This window comes from Microvirga flocculans ATCC BAA-817 (assembly GCF_000518665.1).
Taxonomy (GTDB): domain Bacteria; phylum Pseudomonadota; class Alphaproteobacteria; order Rhizobiales; family Beijerinckiaceae; genus Microvirga; species Microvirga flocculans.
This window is the reverse complement of record NZ_JAEA01000018.1, coordinates 30,836-47,997: the sequence shown is the minus strand read 5'-3', so window position 1 is coordinate 47,997 and position 17,162 is coordinate 30,836. Positions and strand designations below refer to the sequence as shown.

Annotated in this window: 14 protein-coding genes; 10 read left to right on the top strand and 4 right to left on the bottom strand. The window is 64.6% G+C overall.

Annotated features, from left to right (window positions below; translation table 11 throughout):
- The first annotated feature begins 84 nt into the window (after positions 1-84).
- On the top strand, positions 85-2,688 hold the full coding sequence (locus L879_RS0117245) for an Rne/Rng family ribonuclease (RefSeq protein WP_027317201.1): 2,604 nt from the start codon (positions 85-87) through the stop codon (positions 2,686-2,688).
- A gap of 204 nt (positions 2,689-2,892) precedes the next feature.
- On the opposite strand, the gene L879_RS0117240 is transcribed toward L879_RS0117245, so the two are convergent.
- On the bottom strand, positions 2,893-4,074 hold the full coding sequence (locus L879_RS0117240; protein ID WP_051435396.1) for a pyridoxal phosphate-dependent aminotransferase: 1,182 nt from the start codon (positions 4,072-4,074) through the stop codon (positions 2,893-2,895).
- Between the two features lie 207 nt (positions 4,075-4,281).
- Between L879_RS0117240 and L879_RS0117235 the strand changes: the two genes are divergently transcribed.
- The 6 genes from L879_RS0117235 to aat all read left to right on the top strand — a co-directional run bounded on the left by L879_RS0117235 (position 4,282) and on the right by aat (position 9,223).
- Positions 4,282-5,061, top strand: a complete 780-nt coding sequence (locus tag L879_RS0117235) for a DsbA family protein (RefSeq protein WP_027317199.1) — start codon at positions 4,282-4,284, stop codon at positions 5,059-5,061.
- A gap of 217 nt (positions 5,062-5,278) precedes the next feature.
- Entirely contained in the window at positions 5,279-5,746 is a 468-nt protein-coding gene (gene aroQ / locus L879_RS0117230; RefSeq protein WP_027317198.1) for a type II 3-dehydroquinate dehydratase, read from the top strand.
- Positions 5,747-5,772: 26 nt separating this feature from the next.
- The gene (accB, locus tag L879_RS0117225; protein ID WP_027317197.1) at positions 5,773-6,243 is read left to right on the top strand and encodes an acetyl-CoA carboxylase biotin carboxyl carrier protein; all 471 of its coding nucleotides are present in this window, start codon (positions 5,773-5,775) and stop codon (positions 6,241-6,243) included.
- Between the two features lie 9 nt (positions 6,244-6,252).
- Positions 6,253-7,614: an acetyl-CoA carboxylase biotin carboxylase subunit gene (gene accC / locus L879_RS0117220; RefSeq protein ID WP_027317196.1), complete on the top strand. Its 1,362-nt coding sequence runs from the start codon at positions 6,253-6,255 to the stop codon at positions 7,612-7,614.
- Positions 7,615-7,782: 168 nt separating this feature from the next.
- Positions 7,783-8,478, top strand: coding sequence for a CatB-related O-acetyltransferase (locus L879_RS24515; protein WP_210278774.1), 696 nt, complete (start codon positions 7,783-7,785; stop codon positions 8,476-8,478).
- A 76-nt stretch (positions 8,479-8,554) separates the two neighbouring features.
- The gene (gene aat, locus L879_RS0117210; RefSeq protein ID WP_027317195.1) at positions 8,555-9,223 is read left to right on the top strand and encodes a leucyl/phenylalanyl-tRNA--protein transferase; all 669 of its coding nucleotides are present in this window, start codon (positions 8,555-8,557) and stop codon (positions 9,221-9,223) included.
- 44 nt (positions 9,224-9,267) lie between these two features.
- Here aat and L879_RS0117205 read toward each other — a convergent pair whose 3' ends face one another.
- A complete protein-coding gene (locus L879_RS0117205) occupies positions 9,268-9,870 on the bottom strand; it encodes a DUF2155 domain-containing protein (protein ID WP_027317194.1) in 603 nt (200 codons plus the stop codon).
- 162 nt (positions 9,871-10,032) lie between these two features.
- On the opposite strand from L879_RS0117205, the gene L879_RS0117200 reads away from it, so the two are divergent.
- Together L879_RS0117200 and L879_RS0117195 are read left to right on the top strand one after the other, a co-directional pair.
- Positions 10,033-11,361 carry an alpha/beta hydrolase family protein gene (locus tag L879_RS0117200; protein WP_084021123.1) on the top strand — a complete coding sequence of 443 codons (1,329 nt, stop codon included), beginning with the start codon at positions 10,033-10,035 and terminating at the stop codon, positions 11,359-11,361.
- A 98-nt stretch (positions 11,362-11,459) separates the two neighbouring features.
- Positions 11,460-12,017: a hypothetical protein gene (locus tag L879_RS0117195; protein WP_245265259.1), complete on the top strand. Its 558-nt coding sequence runs from the start codon at positions 11,460-11,462 to the stop codon at positions 12,015-12,017.
- Between the two features lie 106 nt (positions 12,018-12,123).
- Here the strand turns inward: L879_RS0117195 and L879_RS24625 are convergent, their stop codons facing one another.
- Both L879_RS24625 and L879_RS0117185 read right to left on the bottom strand, forming a co-directional pair.
- On the bottom strand, positions 12,124-12,252 hold the full coding sequence (locus L879_RS24625) for a hypothetical protein (protein WP_368086328.1): 129 nt from the start codon (positions 12,250-12,252) through the stop codon (positions 12,124-12,126).
- A gap of 26 nt (positions 12,253-12,278) precedes the next feature.
- On the bottom strand, positions 12,279-12,692 hold the full coding sequence (locus L879_RS0117185; protein ID WP_027317191.1) for an NADH:ubiquinone oxidoreductase subunit NDUFA12: 414 nt from the start codon (positions 12,690-12,692) through the stop codon (positions 12,279-12,281).
- Between the two features lie 739 nt (positions 12,693-13,431).
- On the opposite strand from L879_RS0117185, the gene L879_RS0117180 reads away from it, so the two are divergent.
- Positions 13,432-17,142, top strand: coding sequence for a vitamin B12-dependent ribonucleotide reductase (locus tag L879_RS0117180; RefSeq protein WP_027317190.1), 3,711 nt, complete (start codon positions 13,432-13,434; stop codon positions 17,140-17,142).
- Positions 17,143-17,162 lie beyond the last annotated feature (20 nt).

Here is a 17,162-nt window from a genome sequence, read left to right as displayed (position 1 = left end):
GCCTCCGTTTGCGGCGTGCCCCACCGCCCTCAATGCGGCCCCTGCCTCAGGTCTTGCCCTCGATCGCCATGTCGAGAGTTCAACATGGCAAACAAGATGCTCATCGATGCCTCCCACCCGGAAGAAACCCGGGTCGTGGTGGTGCGCGGCCAGAAGGTCGAAGAGTTCGACTTCGAATCCGCTAACCGTAAGCAGCTGCGCGGGAATATCTATCTCGCCAAGGTCACCCGGGTCGAACCGTCCCTCCAGGCGGCCTTCGTGGAATATGGCGGAAACCGTCACGGGTTCCTCGCCTTCAGCGAAATTCATCCCGATTACTACCAGATCCCGGTCGCCGACCGGCAGGCCCTGCTCGAAGCCGAGGCCGAAGCCCAGCGGGAGGAAGAGCATGAGGAGGAGCGCCGCCGCCATCGCCGCCGCCGTTCCTCGCCGCGCCGCGCCGAAAAGGACGAGACCGTCGTCTCGACCGAGGCCGAAGCCGGGCCCGAGGAGGGTGTAGAGGCAACGGCCGAGGGTGAGCCCGAAGCCGCAGTCCCTGCCGAAGGCGCGGAGGAAGCCGCCATCGCCGCCACCGAGGCGTCCGCCCATGTCGAGACGGCGCCTGCTGGGGAAGCTTCGGAAGAGGTGGAGGCCCGCTCCGCTGACAAGGAGACGGAATCGGGCGACGAGGAAGACGACGAAGGCGAGGACGAGGAATCCGAGGAGGAGCACGAGATCGTCGAGCAACTCGGCGGCGGCGATGCCCTGGAGGATGTCCCCCAGCGTCCGCGCGTGCAGCGTAAGCAGTACAAGATTCAGGAAGTCATCAAGCGCCGCCAGATCCTCCTGGTCCAGGTCGTCAAGGAGGAGCGCGGCAACAAGGGCGCTGCGCTGACCACCTATCTGTCGCTCGCCGGGCGCTACTCGGTGCTCATGCCCAACACGGGCCGGGGCGGCGGCATCTCGCGCAAGATCACCAATGCAGCCGACCGCAAGCGCCTGAAGGAAATCGCCCAGGAGCTGGAGGTGCCCGAGGGAATGGGCATCATCTTGCGCACCGCCGGCGCCTCGCGCACGAAGCCCGAGATCAAGCGCGACTATGAATACCTGATGCGCCTTTGGGAGAGCGTGCGCGAGTTGACGCTCAAATCCGCGGCCCCTGCCCTGGTCTATGAGGAAGGCTCCCTGATCAAGCGCGCCATCCGCGACCTCTACAACAAGGACATCGACGACATTCTCGTGTCGGGCGACGAAGGCTACCGGGAGGCCAAGGACTTCATGCGCATGCTCATGCCGAGCCATGCCAAGCTGGTCCAGCCCTATCGCGAGCCGCAGCCCCTCTTCGCGAAATACGGGGTCGAGGCCCAGCTCGACGCCATGTTCTCGAACGTGGTCACCCTGAAATCGGGCGGCTATCTCGTCATCAATCCGACGGAAGCCCTCGTTTCCATCGATGTGAACTCGGGGCGCTCGACCCGTGAGCACAACATCGAGGACACCGCGCTGCGCACGAACCTGGAAGCGGCGGAGGAAATCGCCCGCCAGCTGCGCCTGCGCGATCTTGCCGGCCTCATCGTGATCGACTTCATCGACATGGAGGAGAAGCGGAACAACCGCGCCGTCGAGAAGAAGCTGAACGAGTGCCTGAAGAACGACCGTGCGCGCATCCAGGTGGGCCGCATCTCGCCCTTCGGCCTGCTGGAGATGTCGCGCCAGCGCATCCGCACCGGCGTGCTGGAATCTTCCTCGATCCCCTGCCCGCACTGCGCCGGCACCGGCTTCGTCCGCTCGACGCCGTCGGTCGCGCTGCAAGTGCTGCGCTCGATCGAGGAAACGCTCATCAAGAACGCGGGCTACAACCTCATCGTCCGGACGCGGATGGAGGCGGCGTTCTACATCCTGAACCAGAAGCGCGTGCACCTGCAGGAGCTCGAAAGCCGCTTCGGCGTCTCGATCTCCATCGTCGCGGACGATACCCTGCACGGCACCACCACCTACGCCATCGACCGGGGCGAGCCCGCCCTCCGTCTGGAGCATAAGGCCGCCGCGACCGGCATCCAGATCGACGCCATTGCTCCCATGGACGAGACCGTCGAGGAGATCGAGGACGAGACCGAGGAGGAAGGCGGCGAGGAAGCCGCGGCTGCCGGAGAAGAGCGCGGCGAGCAGGGTGAAGGCGGCCGTCGCCGTCGTCGCCGTCGTCGCCGTCGTGGCCGCGACCGTGAAGCTCCGGCCGGAGCAGAAGCGGGAGAGGAAGGCATCGAGTCCGGTGAAGCCGAGGAGACGGCCGGGACCGAGGAGGAAGAGGCCGCGGCCGAGACTTCCGGCGAAGAGATCTCCGCCGAATCCGCCGAAGGCGAAGAAGCCCGTGGGCGCCGCCGCCGTCGCGGCCGCCGCGGCGGACGTGGGCGCGGACGCGACGAGACGGCCGAAGAATTCGCCATGGAGGAAGGCTTTGTCGCCCCTCAGGAGGCCGAGGCCGCCCCGGTGGAGGAGGCTAAGCCAGAGGCGGAAGCCCCGAAGCCCGCGGCTGAGGAAGAGCACATTGTCGCTCCTGCCCAGCCCGTGGCCCAGGAAGAGCCTGCCGCTACTGCCCCCGTCGTTCCCGAGCCGGAGCCGGTCGCCGTCGTGCTGACCCCGCCGGACCCGGAGCGCCCGAAGCGCGCGGGCTGGTGGTCAAAGGCCAAGTCGGTCCTGAGCGGATCGTAAAATTAAAAGCAAAAGCCCGGCGTAAAAGCCGGGCTTTTTGTTTGTCGTCCGTCATTCCGGGGCGAGCATAGCGAGAGTCCGGAATCCATAAGCGACAGCGCCCCGCAGAAGAAAAGCGGGATGGTTCCGCCCGTCCCCTACCTCAAGCCGTCGTGGTTCTGGATCCCCGCCTGCGCGGGTATGACATCAGGGTGACCGGACGTCCTATCTCAACCAGCCCTTCAGCCGCGCTACCGTCTCCCGGCAATCGTTCTCCGAACCGGCGAAGGACAGGCGCAGGTAGTGCGAGCCCTCGATGGGGTCGAAATCGAGCCCTGGCGTCGCCGCCACGCCCGCCTCTTCCAGCATGCGTTTGGAGAAACCGATGGAATCGTTCGTGAAGCGGGCGATGTCGGCATAGATGTAGAAGGCCCCGTCCACCGGATGCATCTCCGCGATCCCGATCTTCGGGAGCTCTTCCAGCAGATAGGCCCGGTTGCGCGCGTAGGCGGCTTTCACTGCCTCGAGCTCCTCCGTGGCGTCGAAAGCGGCAAGGGCAGCCACCTGGGAGAGATAGGGCGGCGAGATGTAGAGGTTCTGCGCCAGCCGCTCGATGGGCCGCACGAGCCGCTCCGGCACCACGATCCAGCCGATGCGCCAGCCGGTCATGCAATAATATTTCGAAAACGAATTGATCACCACCGCATCGTCATCCGAGGCGAGCGCCGTGGAGGCCGCCTCGCCATAGGTGAGCCCGTGATAGATCTCGTCCGAGACGAACCACAGCCCCAGGCGGCGGCAGGTCTCCCCCAGCTCGCCGAGCGCCTTACGGCCGATCATCGTGCCGGACGGGTTGGCCGGGCTCATGGCGAGGATGCCGTGCAGGGGCTTTTCCGCATGGGCCTTCTCGATGGCCCGGGCGGTCATGATCCAGCCATCGGCCTTGGTGAGCGGGATCGTCACAGGCTCGATGCCGAGCGCCTCCAGGATGTTGCGGTAGGCCGGATAGCCCGGCGCCGTGATCGCCACCCGCTGGCCCGGATCGAAGAGGCTCAGGAAGGCCAGGACGAAACCGGCCGAGGAGCCCGTCGTCACCACGACCCTCTCCGGCGCGATGCTCACGCCGTAGGTATCCTTGTAATGCCGCGCGATCCGCTCGCGCAGGGCCGACATCCCCAAGGCTTCCGTGTAGCCGATGCGCCCAAGGTCGAGGGCGGCCTTGGCGGCCTCCCGGGCGGCGCGCGGCGCGGGGGCGGAGGGCTGCCCCACCTCCATGTGAATGACGCTGTCGCCCCGCCTTTCCTTGGCGGCGGCCGCGCTCAGCACGTCCATGGCCAGGAAGGAAGCGACGCGCTCCATGCGGCGCGCAACGAGGGGCTGGTGCAGGTCGGCGGATGATTTGGTCATGGAGAAGGCTCGTATCCCGTTGCGGGTGCGCCCTCAAGACGGTTCTTGAAGACGGTTGTTGGCCCGGCAGCGTCATTGCCTACAAATCCGTGATTTGACGCCGTGCGTCCTAAGCCGCTAACTCGCACGGACGGACGAGTCTCAACTCCGCCTCGAACCGCTGTTATGGGCCTGACTCGTCTCAAGGTTTTCCGCAAAGGACCGGATATGCGCTCTTCGTTTCTCAAGTTCGGCCAGGCTGTGGCTCTCCTCGGCACCTTGGCCATCGCTCCCGCCGCGATGGCGCAGGGCGCAGTCTTCACCGAGCAGCAGAAACAGGCCATCGGCGAGATCGTGAAGGACTACCTGCTGAAGAACCCGGAGGTTCTGACCGAAGTCATCGCCGAGCTCGAGAAGCGGCAGGCGGAGGCGCAGCAGGTGGCGCAGGCGAGCGCCGTGAAGGAAACCCAGCAGTCCCTCCTGAACGCCTCGCATTCCTACGTGGTCGGCAACCCCTCGGGCGACGTCACGCTCGTGGAGTTCTTCGACTACAATTGCGGCTACTGCAAAAAGGCCCTGTCGGACGTTCAGACGCTCCTGAAGAACGATCCCAAGCTGCGTGTCGTCCTGAAGGACTTTCCCGTGCTCGGACCCGATTCCGTCGAGGCGAGCCGCGTGGCCCTCGCCGTCAAGAACCAGCTCCAGGGCCCGAAGCTCTTCGATTACCACGTGAAGGTCATGGACACCCGCGGCCGCGTGAACGGCGAGCGGGCCATGGCGGTGGCCAAGGACATGGGCCTCGACATGGCCCGCCTCCAGAAGGACCTGGAGAGCCCCGAAATCCGCAATGCACTCCAGGAGAACATGGCGCTCGGCGACCGGCTGAACCTTTCGGGAACGCCCGCCTTCATCGTCGGCGAGACCGTCATTCCCGGAGCCGTGGGCCTCGAGCCCCTGAAGCAGCTCGTGGACAATGTCCGCGCCTGCGGCAAGGCGAACTGCGGTTAGAACGGGGGCGCTTTCCGCCTCGGGAAGCCGGCCGGGTCCCGATCCAAGGGGAAGCTATTGTTAAGCCTCCCGCATAAGGAAAACCGGCCTTCCTGACGCTACGAAATGCCAGCCAAGCTTGGGAAAGCTTGGTTTTCCCCTTTCCCCGTGCTCGCCTTTTGGCTAAGAGGGCCTTTCGGCTCCGCCTTCGGAGCTTCAAGGAACGCTCCTTTCGCCAATGACCACCGTCTTCGTCCTCAACGGACCCAACCTCAACCTGCTCGGCCGCAGAGAGCCTCAGATCTATGGCAGCGCCACGCTGCAGGATATCGAGAAGCTCGTGCGCGAGAAGGCGGAGACCCTGGGGACGGCGGTCACGTTCCGCCAGTCGAACCATGAGGGACATCTGGTCGACTGGATCCAGGAAGCGGGAGTCCAGGGCGCGGGCATCGTCATCAATGCCGGCGCCTATACGCACACCTCGATCGCGCTCCGCGACGCCATCTCCGGCAGCGGCGCCCCGACGGTCGAGATTCATCTTTCGAATGTTCATGCTCGCGAGGGCTTTCGCCATCGCTCGCTCATTGCGCCCGTCTCCGTCGGCGTGATCTGCGGTTTCGGGCCCATGAGCTATCTGCTCGGCCTGGAAGCGGTTCACCGGGTGATGGTCGAGCGGGCCCGTCAGGCGAAGCCGTCCCAGCACTAGTTCCTCAGACAATAGAGGTAAGCCCCATGGCCAAGGAAAACCCTTTCGATCCCGATCTCGTCCGGGAGCTGGCGAACCTGATCGCCGATACGAATCTCAGCGAGATCGAAGTGGAGAAGGGCGACCTGCGCATCCGCGTGGCGCGCACGCTCCAGGCGGCAGCCGTGACGGTGGCGGCTCCTGCGGCCCTCGCCCCGGCTCCTGTCGTCGCGCCTCCTCCGTCCGTGTCCGAGGCCCCCGCGGCTGCCAAGGCAGGCCCGCATCCGGGCGCCGTGCTCTCGCCCATGGTCGGAACCGCCTATCGCAAGCCCTCGCCTGACGCGAAGCCCTTCGTCGAGGTCGGTTCCAAAGTCCAAGCCGGCGACAAGGTCCTTCTGGTCGAGGCCATGAAGACCTTCAACGAGATCGTCGCCCCGCGCGCCGGCACCGTGACCGCCATCTATGTCGAAGACGGAACTCCCGTTGAATACGGTGAACCCCTCCTCGTCATCGAGTAAGGCGCTTTCATGTTCGATAAGATCCTCATTGCCAACCGAGGCGAGATCGCCCTGCGCATCCTGCGCGCGGCGAAGGAGCTCGGGATCGCCACCGTCGCGGTGCATTCCACCGCCGACGCGGACGCCATGCATGTGCGCCTCGCCGACGAGAGCGTCTGCATCGGCCCGCCCGCGGCCCGCGACAGCTATCTCAACATCCCCGCCCTGATCGCGGCCTGCGAGATCACCGGCGCGGACGCCATCCATCCCGGCTACGGCTTCCTCTCCGAGAACGCCCGTTTCGCCGAAGTGCTGGAGCATCACCGCATCGCCTTCATCGGTCCCAAGGCGGAACACATCCGCATCATGGGCGACAAGATCGAGGCCAAGCGCACCGCCAAGCGCCTCGGCATCCCCTGCGTGCCCGGCTCCGAGGGCGGCATCAGCGATGAGACCGAGGCGAAGAAGGTCGCCAAGAGCATCGGCTACCCCGTCATCATCAAGGCGGCGGCCGGCGGCGGCGGGCGCGGCATGAAGGTGGCACGCAACGAGGACGATCTCGTCCATGCGCTCCAGACCGCCAAGACCGAGGCAAAGGCCGCCTTCGGCGACGATGCGGTCTACATCGAGAAGTATCTGGAGAAGCCGCGCCACATCGAGATCCAGGTTCTCGGCGACGGCAAGGGCAACGCTATCCATCTGGGCGAGCGCGACTGCTCTCTCCAGCGCCGCCACCAGAAGGTGTGGGAGGAAGGCCCCTCGCCCGCTCTTAATGTCGAGATGCGCGAGCGCATCGGCGGGATCGTGGCGAAGGCCATGCAGGAGCTGCAATATGCGGGCGCCGGCACCGTCGAATTCCTCTACGAGGATGGCGAGTTCTACTTCATCGAGATGAACACCCGTATCCAGGTGGAGCACCCGGTGACCGAGATGATCACCGGCATCGACCTGGTGAACGAGCAGATCCGGATCGCGGCGGGCCATCCGCTCTCGGTGAAGCAGGAAGACGTCAAGATCGAAGGCCATGCCATCGAATGCCGCGTGAATGCCGAGCATCCCTCGACCTTCCGTCCCTCGCCCGGCACGATCAGCTACTTCCATCCGCCGGGCGGACTCGGCGTACGCGTCGATTCGGCGGCCTATCAGGGCTACCGCATCCCACCGCATTACGATTCCCTGGTGGGCAAGCTCATCGTCCATGGCCGCACCCGCAACGAGTGCCTCATGCGCCTGCGCCGCGCGCTGGACGAGTTCGTGGTCGACGGCATCGACACGACGCTCCCGCTCTTCCGCACCCTTGTTCGCAACCCGGACATTCAGAACGGACAGTACGACATCCACTGGCTGGAGAACTTCCTGAAAACCGGCGGCCTGGGCGAAGAGCAGGCTTAAGGACCAGCGGTCCGGGCAGTGTTTTCACAGGCACTGCCCGCGCCTTCCCAGAAGTAGCGCGCCGCGTAAAGTTATGTAACATCATGTACGGCACATTTCGATGAAGCCGTGGTGATGATGACAGCCGAGAAGCAAGCCTCTTCGAACGAAGGTCTTCGAGCCTTCCTGATGAAACACGGCCTGGATCTTGGCGGCACGATCGGCGGTAGCCTGATCTGGGAGGCGCCGATCAGGATCTTCCACTCGTCCCACGTGGTCGAAGCGGAAATCGGGTCTTACTCCTATGTCTCGCCCCGAACGGAGATCCACCACGCCACGATCGGGCGCTATTGCTCCATCGGCGACAATGTGAGCCTGCGCGGGAGCGCGCATCCCAAGGAATGGCTCTCCTCCCATCCGTTTCCCTATACCAATCTCTATCCCGACACCCGCAAATACGAGCCGCCCCTCACCTTTGAGGGCTACGGCAGGAGAACCCATGTCGGCCACGATGTGTGGATCGGCTCCCGAGCCATCGTCCTTCCCGGGGTCACGATCGGGACCGGTGCGATCATCGGTGCCGGCGCGGTCGTGACAAAGGACGTGCCGGCCTATGCCGTCGCCGCGGGCAATCCCGCACGGGTGGTCAAGCACCGTTTCGATGCGCCCCTGATCGAGCGGCTCCTGCAAAGCGAATGGTGGAACTACGACCTGCCCCGCTATCTCGAGCAGCATCAAGACGTTCCACTCGACAATCCCGAGCGGATGCTCGATTTTCTGGCCCGGAACGGCTCCGACATTCCGCGCATCGAAGCCAAGCGGAAGAGCTATCTGCGGGAGAAGAACAAGATCGTCATCCGCACCATCCAGGCGCCTGGGACCTGAGCCGTCATCGCTGCGTTGTTTCGTCAAGGGCAAGCCTGCCGTTGGACGGCCCACTCGTTCCTTGGTACAAATCCGCATGAGCCATGCGTCTGATGAGGCGATCGACATCACGCCGGAAATCCTGCTGAAAGCCTATGCGGCAGGCATCTTTCCCATGGCGGAGGATGCGGACGATCCGTCGCTGTTCTGGGTCGAGCCGCGCGAGAGGGGAATCATCCCCCTCGACGGTTTCCATATTTCCAAGCGCCTCGCCCGCACCGTCCGCTCGGATCTCTTCGAGGTGCGCGTGGATCGGGATTTCGATGGCGTGATCGCAGGCTGCGCCGCGCCGGGCGTAGACCGGGAGAAAACCTGGATCAGCCGACGGATCCGGGAACTCTACGGCGAGCTGTTCGATGCCGGGTACTGCCATACGGTGGAGGTCTACCGGGACAACCGCCTCGTCGGCGGTCTCTACGGCGTGCGGCTCAACGGCGCCTTCTTCGGCGAGAGCATGTTTCACACCGAGCGCGACGCCTCGAAGGTGGCACTGGTCCATCTCGTGGCGCGCCTGCGCCGGGGCGGTTTCTCCCTGCTCGATACGCAGTTCGTGACCTCGCATCTGGCCCAGTTCGGCGCCATCGAGGTTCCCCGGCGGACCTACAAGCAGATGCTGCGTAAAGCCATGGACCACTCCGCCGATTGGGACGCGTGGCCGCGGGGCAGGATCGTCAGCGGCGAGGAGGCCCTCGCCGCCCTTGGATAGCGCAACGCGGGCAATCGGCCCCCTCGTCCGGGACCGCTCTCGGATCAACGGTCCGTATTGATGATCGGCGGAGACGCCGGCCGCCGGCCCGCCGGCTGGCGCTGCGGCTGGCGTAAAGGCGCGGTCTCGACCTCCGGCGGTCGCGGCGCGGTCTCACCGGTGGGAGCCATGATGCCTCCCGGCTGGGCGGCATCGCCCGGCGCACGGGCCGTATCCTCGATCGGCGGCAGCTCTTCCGGCATTTCCTTCGGTTCGGCGATCACCTCCGTGCCGCCTTTGCAGTCGACGAGCCAGATATCGTAGACCGGGTGTTCGAGGCCATGCAGGCCCGGGCTCGCGGCGAAGAGCCAGCCCGAGAAGACCCGCTTGCTCTTTCCGTCCTGGCCGGGCTCATCCACCTCGATGAAGGCAGTGGTGTTCGGCGTTTCCGTCGGCGGCTTGGTGAAGCACACCCGCGGCGTCATCTGCAGCGCGCCGAACTGCACGGTCTCGTCGATGCCGACCTCGAAGGACACGATTCGCCCGGTGATCTTGTCCAGCCCGGAGAAGACGGCCGTCGGATTCTTGATCCGGTCCGCCTGGGCTGTGCCCGTTGCACCGACGATCGATGCGAGCACCCATGCCGCCCGTGCCCATCCACTCTTCATGATACCTGATCCACGCCTTCACGCCCGGCCGATCACGGCCGTTATCTTGGTGGGACACGCGTTAACATGCCAACCGTGTTGGAAAAAGGGCGATGAGCAGGAAAGCTTGGCGAATGACCCTACGATAGGATAAAATTACATTTTCTAATCGGGGATTCCTGCATGCATTTGCTTCGTCGCTCTCTTCTGGTAATCCTGTTGCTTGCCTTGCCGCTGCAAGCCCAGTGCGGTGAGTTGGCACGGCGTGCCTTCGTTGGAATCAGCATGGCTTCCGTGCCCGAAACCATGCGTGCAGGCGGCCTCGTTCCCTCAGGAGAAGGCCTGCTCATCGAGCGCGTGATTCCCGGCTCCACGGCCCAGAAGGCCGGGTTACAGGCCAGGGACATTCTGCTCAAGCTCGATCAGGCTCCGGTTCGCTCGTCATCCGATGTGGTGGGCGCCGTCCGCAAGAAACGCGCCGGCGACAGCGTGAACCTCTCGCTCGTTCGCGATGGCAAGGTATTCGAACAGCAGGTTTCCCTCATCGGCTTCCCGCCCGAATCGTCCCAGGATTTCGAAACGCTCTACGAGGCCGTTGAATCCGAGGGAGCCCTGCGCCGCACGATCATCACCAAGCCGAAGGGTGCCGAGCGCCGCCCCGCCATTCTCTTCGTCGGCGGCATCGGCTGCTACAGCATGGATTATCCCTTCAACGAGAAGACGCCCTATCGCCAGATCCTCGCCGACCTTACCCGCCAGGGCTTTGCCACCATGCGCGTGGAAAAGACCGGCATGGGCGACAGCATGGGCGAGCCGTGCATGATGGCGAATCTCGACACGGAAGTGGCCGGCTACGTGGCAGGCCTCAAGGACCTGAAAGCCAAGCCTTACGTGGATCCGGATAAGGTATTCATCGTCGGCCACAGCATCGGCGGCATCGTCGGTCCGCTGGTTGCGGAGAAGATTCCGGTGCGCGGTCTCGCCGTGGCGGAAACCGTCGGCAGCACCTGGTTCGAATATGAGCTGATCAATCGCCGCCGCCAGCTCAAACTGGAAGGCATGCCGCTTGCGAAGATCGGCGCGCAGATGCAGCTCAAGCAATGGTGCATGCACCATCTTCTCATCGAGAAGACGCCGCGCGCGCAAGTTCTGGAGAAGCGGCCGGCCTGCGCAGAGGAAATGAAGATCCCGTCCTCCGATGCCTATCTGCAGCAGATCGCCGCCATCGATTACGCGGATCTCTGGACGCGCCTGAAGCCCGAGACTCTCTTGATCTACGGCCGCGCGGATTTCATCACGAGCGCCGAAGAGCATCAGGAGATCCTTGCGGCGATCAACGCTGTCCGTCCAGGCGCCGCAACTTACGTGGAAATTCCCGACATGGATCACGCGTTCTACCGCATGAAGAATCAGGCCGAGAGCTTCCACATGCGCAGGGATGACCAGGAGGGAGAGACACATCCCGATGTTTCGCGCATCATCGGCGAGTGGCTGAAGGCGAAGGCCGGTTGAGTCATATCTTCCAATGACCTGTTTTCGGAGACTGCGCGATGAATATCCCTCCTCACGTTTCATCCGATATGATCCGGGAACGGTTTGGATTCTTGGGCGTGGCCGAGACGGTCGCTTTGGCCGGTCGCGGCATCCTGATTCTCGACCCCTCCTCGACCTTGATTTCCGGGGACGCGCATCTGGATGAAGGCATCGTTCTCTGGCCCAGCATCATCATCCAGAACCTGGGCGGGCGGATCGACATCGGGCGCGGAACGGAATTGTTTTCCGGTACGCGCATCGTCGCGGCAGGCGGCGCCGTGACCATCGGGGCGGAAACCGACATCGGCGAGGAAGGCGGCTTCACCATCAAGGCGGGAAGCGGGGACACGATCGACATCGGGGACGGCGCCCGCCTTCTGGGCGGCGGATCGCTCAGCCTGACGAATCGAATCGGTCGCGGCGCGCAGATCCTCGGCCCCATCCGGTGCCAGAACTGCACCTTGGGCGACGGCGGCACCTACCGCGATCCGGTGCCGGACCAGCGCGGCGGCGTTCTCAAGGGATCAGGGGCGGCGCGCCATGTGGAGGTGCCCCAAGGCCACGTCATCCAGGCCTTCGGCCTGTTCACCGACGCCGTGATGCGCCGGCAATCGTATTTTCACCCGAAGGGTTGAGGCCCTCTCAGGACCAGCCGTTCTCGAGGGGATTGGGCGCAGGCTCCTCCATGGGATCGCCCTCTTTCACGCGGCGCTCGAAATGAGCGGAGGAGCAGGCATGGGATCAGAGGAGTCCCCGGTCCGACCAATAGGCTGGGCCGTTCTCGATACGGCCGGAATAATAGCCGAAATCGGGGTGGCCGTAGGGCAGGCCACATTCGACGCAGTCGCGCGCTTGGGCTTTCTTGAGCATGGAGGGTCAGGAGGCCGCTTCAGGCCTCATTCCCCCGGAGTCCACGGCACGTAATCGCCCGTTGCGGCGGGACGCTGGCCGGTCGCGAGCTGCGAGCCCTGCGGACGATAGGCCATCGCCGTGCCGGTCATGTTCGGCACATGGGGCTTTTCCCAGGAGCGCGGCTGATAGGCTTCCTCGCTCGGGGGCACATCGCCGTTATGACTCATCCAGGCGCGCCAGCCGGGCGGAACGCGGGAGGCGTCGGCCTCGCCGTTATAGATGACCCAGCGGCGCTCGGCGCCCACGTTGGAGTCGATCGGGGTCGGCTGCGTATAGCGGTAATAGCGGTTGCCGAACTCGTCCTGCCCCACGAACTGCCCCTTGCGCCAGGTGAAGAATCGCGTGCCGAGGGTCTGTCCGTTCCACCAGGTGAAGAACTGGGTCCAAAACTGTTTCATCGCTGCTGCCGCCGCCGAAGGGGTTTGAAATCGCGCGGAATATGGCTTTTGCCGGCCTCGAAGTCCAGCCTTCCGAGCAGCGAAAAGCCTCGCCTGATTCTCAGGCCCCCTACCCTAACGTCATTGACGGAATTTCCCGCATTCGGGCCATTTCGGCTTTCGGGGAGCCTTCGAACCCCTGTTCAGGCCTCTACGAAAGGTTGATGCGCCGGCACCACAGCGACGAAGCGTTAAGCATGTCCGGCACTGCGTTCCTGAGCCGGCGAAGCTTGGCCGCAACAGAATCCCGGAACGGATTCTCAGAGGAGTCTCCGAGGGTTAGCCGGGCGGGTCGCCGTTATCCACAATTCACACAGCTACACACAAGATGTAGTTTGGAACCCTGAGCCGCGACACAAGTTCTTGACGTGAGGCTCGCAACGCGACTAGCTTGAAGAGGTACCGACCAGAGACCGGCGGCCGACCTGAAAAGGCCGGTTGGACCTCCCCAGAGTAAGCGTTCAGAGTCCCGTGGCAACGCCGTTGCCGCGCGACCTGTGACGCCTGGAGCATCGGATTGACCCCAGGGATGGTTTCCGTTCTTGGGCGCGATGCTCCGGAGGCAGCCGTAACTCGGGCGTGTTGCGTGGCGATCCCGCAAGAGGATCGTTGGGGCGTCGAACAATAAATATGGGCTGATGAGCTGCGGGGCAAATCGCGGCCATGGGGACTTTTTGTCCCTTTACTTAGGAATGTGACTATGCGGATCGAGCGGCGTTATACCAAATCAGGCCAATCGCCTTATTCCTCCCTCGCCTTCCGGCTCGCCACGAGCGAGATCCGCAATCCGGATGGCTCTATCGTCTTCAAGCTCGAGAATATCGAAGTGCCTGAGACATGGAGCCAGGTGGCCTCCGACGTCCTGGCCCAGAAGTATTTCCGCAAGGCCGGCGTTCCGGCCCGCCTGAAGAAGGTGGAGGAGAACGACGTTCCCTCCTGGCTGTGGCGCTCCGTGCCCGACGAGGCGGCGCTGGCCAAGCTGCCGGAAGAGAGCCGCTACGGCTCCGAGATTTCCTCCAAGCAGGTCTTCGACCGGCTCGCCGGCTGCTGGACCTACTGGGGCTGGAAGGGCGGCTATTTCTCCTCCGAGGAGGACGCCCAGGCCTTCTATGACGAGCTGCGCTACATGCTCGCCAACCAGATGGTCGCGCCGAACTCCCCGCAATGGTTCAACACCGGCCTGCACTGGGCTTACGGCATCGACGGTCCCGGCCAGGGCCACTATTACGTGGACTACAAGACCGGCAAGCTGACCAAGTCCAAGTCGTCCTACGAGCATCCGCAGCCGCATGCCTGCTTCATCCAGGGCGTCGAGGACGACCTGGTGAACGAGGGCGGCATCATGGACCTCTGGGTCCGCGAGGCGCGCCTGTTCAAGTACGGCTCGGGCACCGGCTCGAACTTCTCCAACCTGCGCGGCGAGGGCGAGAAGCTCTCCGGCGGCGGCCGCTCGTCCGGCCTCATGAGCTTCCTCAAGATCGGCGACCGCGCCGCGGGCGCGATCAAGTCGGGCGGCACCACCCGCCGCGCCGCGAAGATGGTCGTGGTCGATGTCGATCACCCGGATATCGAGGCCTATATCGACTGGAAGGTGAAGGAGGAGCAGAAGGTCGCGGCGCTCGTCGCCGGCTCCAAGCTCGCCTCCAAGCACCTCAAGGCGATCATGAAGGCCTGCGTGAACTGCGAGGCCCCCGGCGACGCCTGCTTCGACCCGGAGAAGAACCCGGCTCTGAAGAAAGAGATCAAGATGGCCCGCCGGGTCCAGATCCCGGACAACTACATCAAGCGCGTCATCCAGTTCGCGCGCCAGGGCTACACGGAGATCGACTTCCCCGTCTACGACACGGACTGGGATTCGGAAGCCTATCTCACGGTCTCCGGCCAGAACTCCAACAACTCCGTCTCGCTCACCGACGACTTCCTGCGCGCCGTCGAGAACGATGCCGACTGGCACCTCACGGCCCGCAAGGACGGCAAGGTGCTGAAGACCCTGAAGGCCCGCGACCTGTGGGAGCAGATCGGCTACGCCGCTTGGGCCTCGGCCGATCCGGGCCTGCACTTCAACACCACCATGAACGACTGGCACACCAGCCCCGCCGGTGGCCGCATCCGGGCGTCGAACCCCTGCTCGGAATACATGTTCCTGGACGACACGGCCTGCAACCTGGCCTCGGCCAACCTGCTGCAGTTCTACGACCGCGAGACGAAGGCCTTCGACGCTGAGTCCTTCGAGCATGCCTGCCGCCTCTGGACCGTGGTGCTCGAAATCTCGGTGCTGATGGCGCAGTTCCCGTCCAAGGAGATCGCGCAGCTCTCCTACGAGTACCGCACGCTGGGCCTGGGCTTCGCCAATATCGGCGGCCTGCTCATGACCATGGGCCTCCCCTACGATTCCGCGGAAGGCCGCGCGCTCTGCGGCGCGATCACCGCGATCATGACCGGCGTGTCCTATGCCACCTCCGCCGAGATGGCGGGTGAGCTCGGGCCGTTCCCGAACTACAAGGCCAACGCGAAGTCCATGCTGCGCGTGATCCGCAACCATCGCCGCGCGGCGCATGGCGAGGCCACGGGCTATGAGGGCCTCTCCGTCAACCCGGTGCCGCTCGATCACGCCTCCTGCCCCGACGCGAACCTGATCGCCCATGCGAAATCCGCCTGGGACAAGGCGCTCCAGCTCGGCGAGAAGAACGGCTACCGCAACGCGCAGGCCACCGTGATCGCGCCCACCGGCACGATCGGCCTCGTGATGGATTGCGACACCACCGGCATCGAGCCCGACTTCGCCCTGGTGAAGTTCAAGAAGCTCGCCGGCGGCGGCTACTTCAAGATCATCAACCGGGCCGTGCCCGACGCGCTGCGGGCCTTGGGGTATCGCGAGTCGGAGATCGCCGAGATCGAGGCCTACGCGGTCGGCCACGGCTCCATGAAGCAGGCTCCGGCCATCAATCCTTCGACGCTCGCGGCGAAGGGCTTCACGGAGGAGAAGATCGAGGCCGTCGAGAAGGGCCTCAAGTCCGCCTTCGACATCAAGTTCGTCTTCAACCGCTGGACGCTGGGCGAGGACTTCCTCACCGGCACGCTGAAAGTGCCGACCGAGAAGCTCAACGACCCGTCCTTCGACCTGCTCTCTTTCCTGGGCTTCTCGAAGGCCGATATCGAGGCCGCGAACATCCATATCTGCGGCGCGATGACCCTCGAAGGCGCGCCGCACCTGAAGGTCGAGCACTACGCGGTGTTCGATTGCGCCAATCCGTGCGGCAAGATCGGCAAGCGCTACCTCTCGGTCGAGAGCCACATCCGCATGATGGCGGCGTCGCAGCCCTTCATCTCGGGCGCGATCTCCAAGACCATCAACATGCCCAACGACGCCACCGTCGAGGATTGCAAGAACGCCTACATGCTCTCCTGGAAGCTGGCGCTGAAGGCGAACGCCCTCTACCGCGACGGCTCCAAGCTCTCGCAGCCGCTCAACTCCGCCCTCATCGCCGATGAGGAGGAGGACGCGGAAGAGGCTGCGGAGCACGTGGCCGCCCTCCCCGCCGCGGCGAAGGCCGCGCATGTGTCGGAGAAGATCGTCGAGAAGATCGTCGAGCGCGTGGTCGCCATGCGCGAGCGCGAGAAGATGCCCGACCGCCGCAAGGGCTACACCCAGAAGGCCGTCGTCGGCGGACACAAGGTGTATCTGCGCACGGGCGAATACGACGACGGCCGCCTCGGCGAGATCTTCATCGACATGCACAAGGAAGGCGCCGCCTTCCGTGCGATGATGAACAACTTCGCCATCGCGATCTCGCTCGGCCTGCAATACGGCGTGCCGCTGGAGGAATACGTGGAGGCCTTCACCTTCACGCGCTTCGAGCCCGCGGGCTTCGTCCAGGGCAACGAGCGCATCAAGAGCGCGACCTCGATCCTCGACTACGTGTTCCGCGAGCTCGCCATCTCCTATCTCGGACGCAACGACCTCGCCCATGTGGACCCGTCGGAGCTCGGCCCCACCACCATCGGCCAGGGCGAAGCCCAGTCGAAGGCCCCGGAAGCCGCGCCCGCCACGGCCATCGTCTCCCGCGGCTTCACCCGCGGTAACGTGGACCGGCTCATGCTGATCCCCGGCGGCGGCGCCGGCAGCGCCGGAGGCGTGACCCAGCGCACCGGCACGGCGACCGTGGGCGCGAACGCCCTCAAGAGCGAACTCGCCCATCCCGCCCCGCAGGATGTCGTCGTCGGCGAAGCCGAAATGGCAAAACTCGCCTTTTCAGCCCCCGCCGCCCCGTCCCTCGCCGACAAGCGCGCCGAGGCCAAGATGAAGGGCTATGTGGGCGAAGCCTGCCCCGAATGCGCGAACTTCACTCTGGTGCGGAACGGGACGTGCTTGAAGTGCGATACGTGTGGAAGCACGACGGGGTGCTCGTAAGCCACAACTTGTGAATCTAT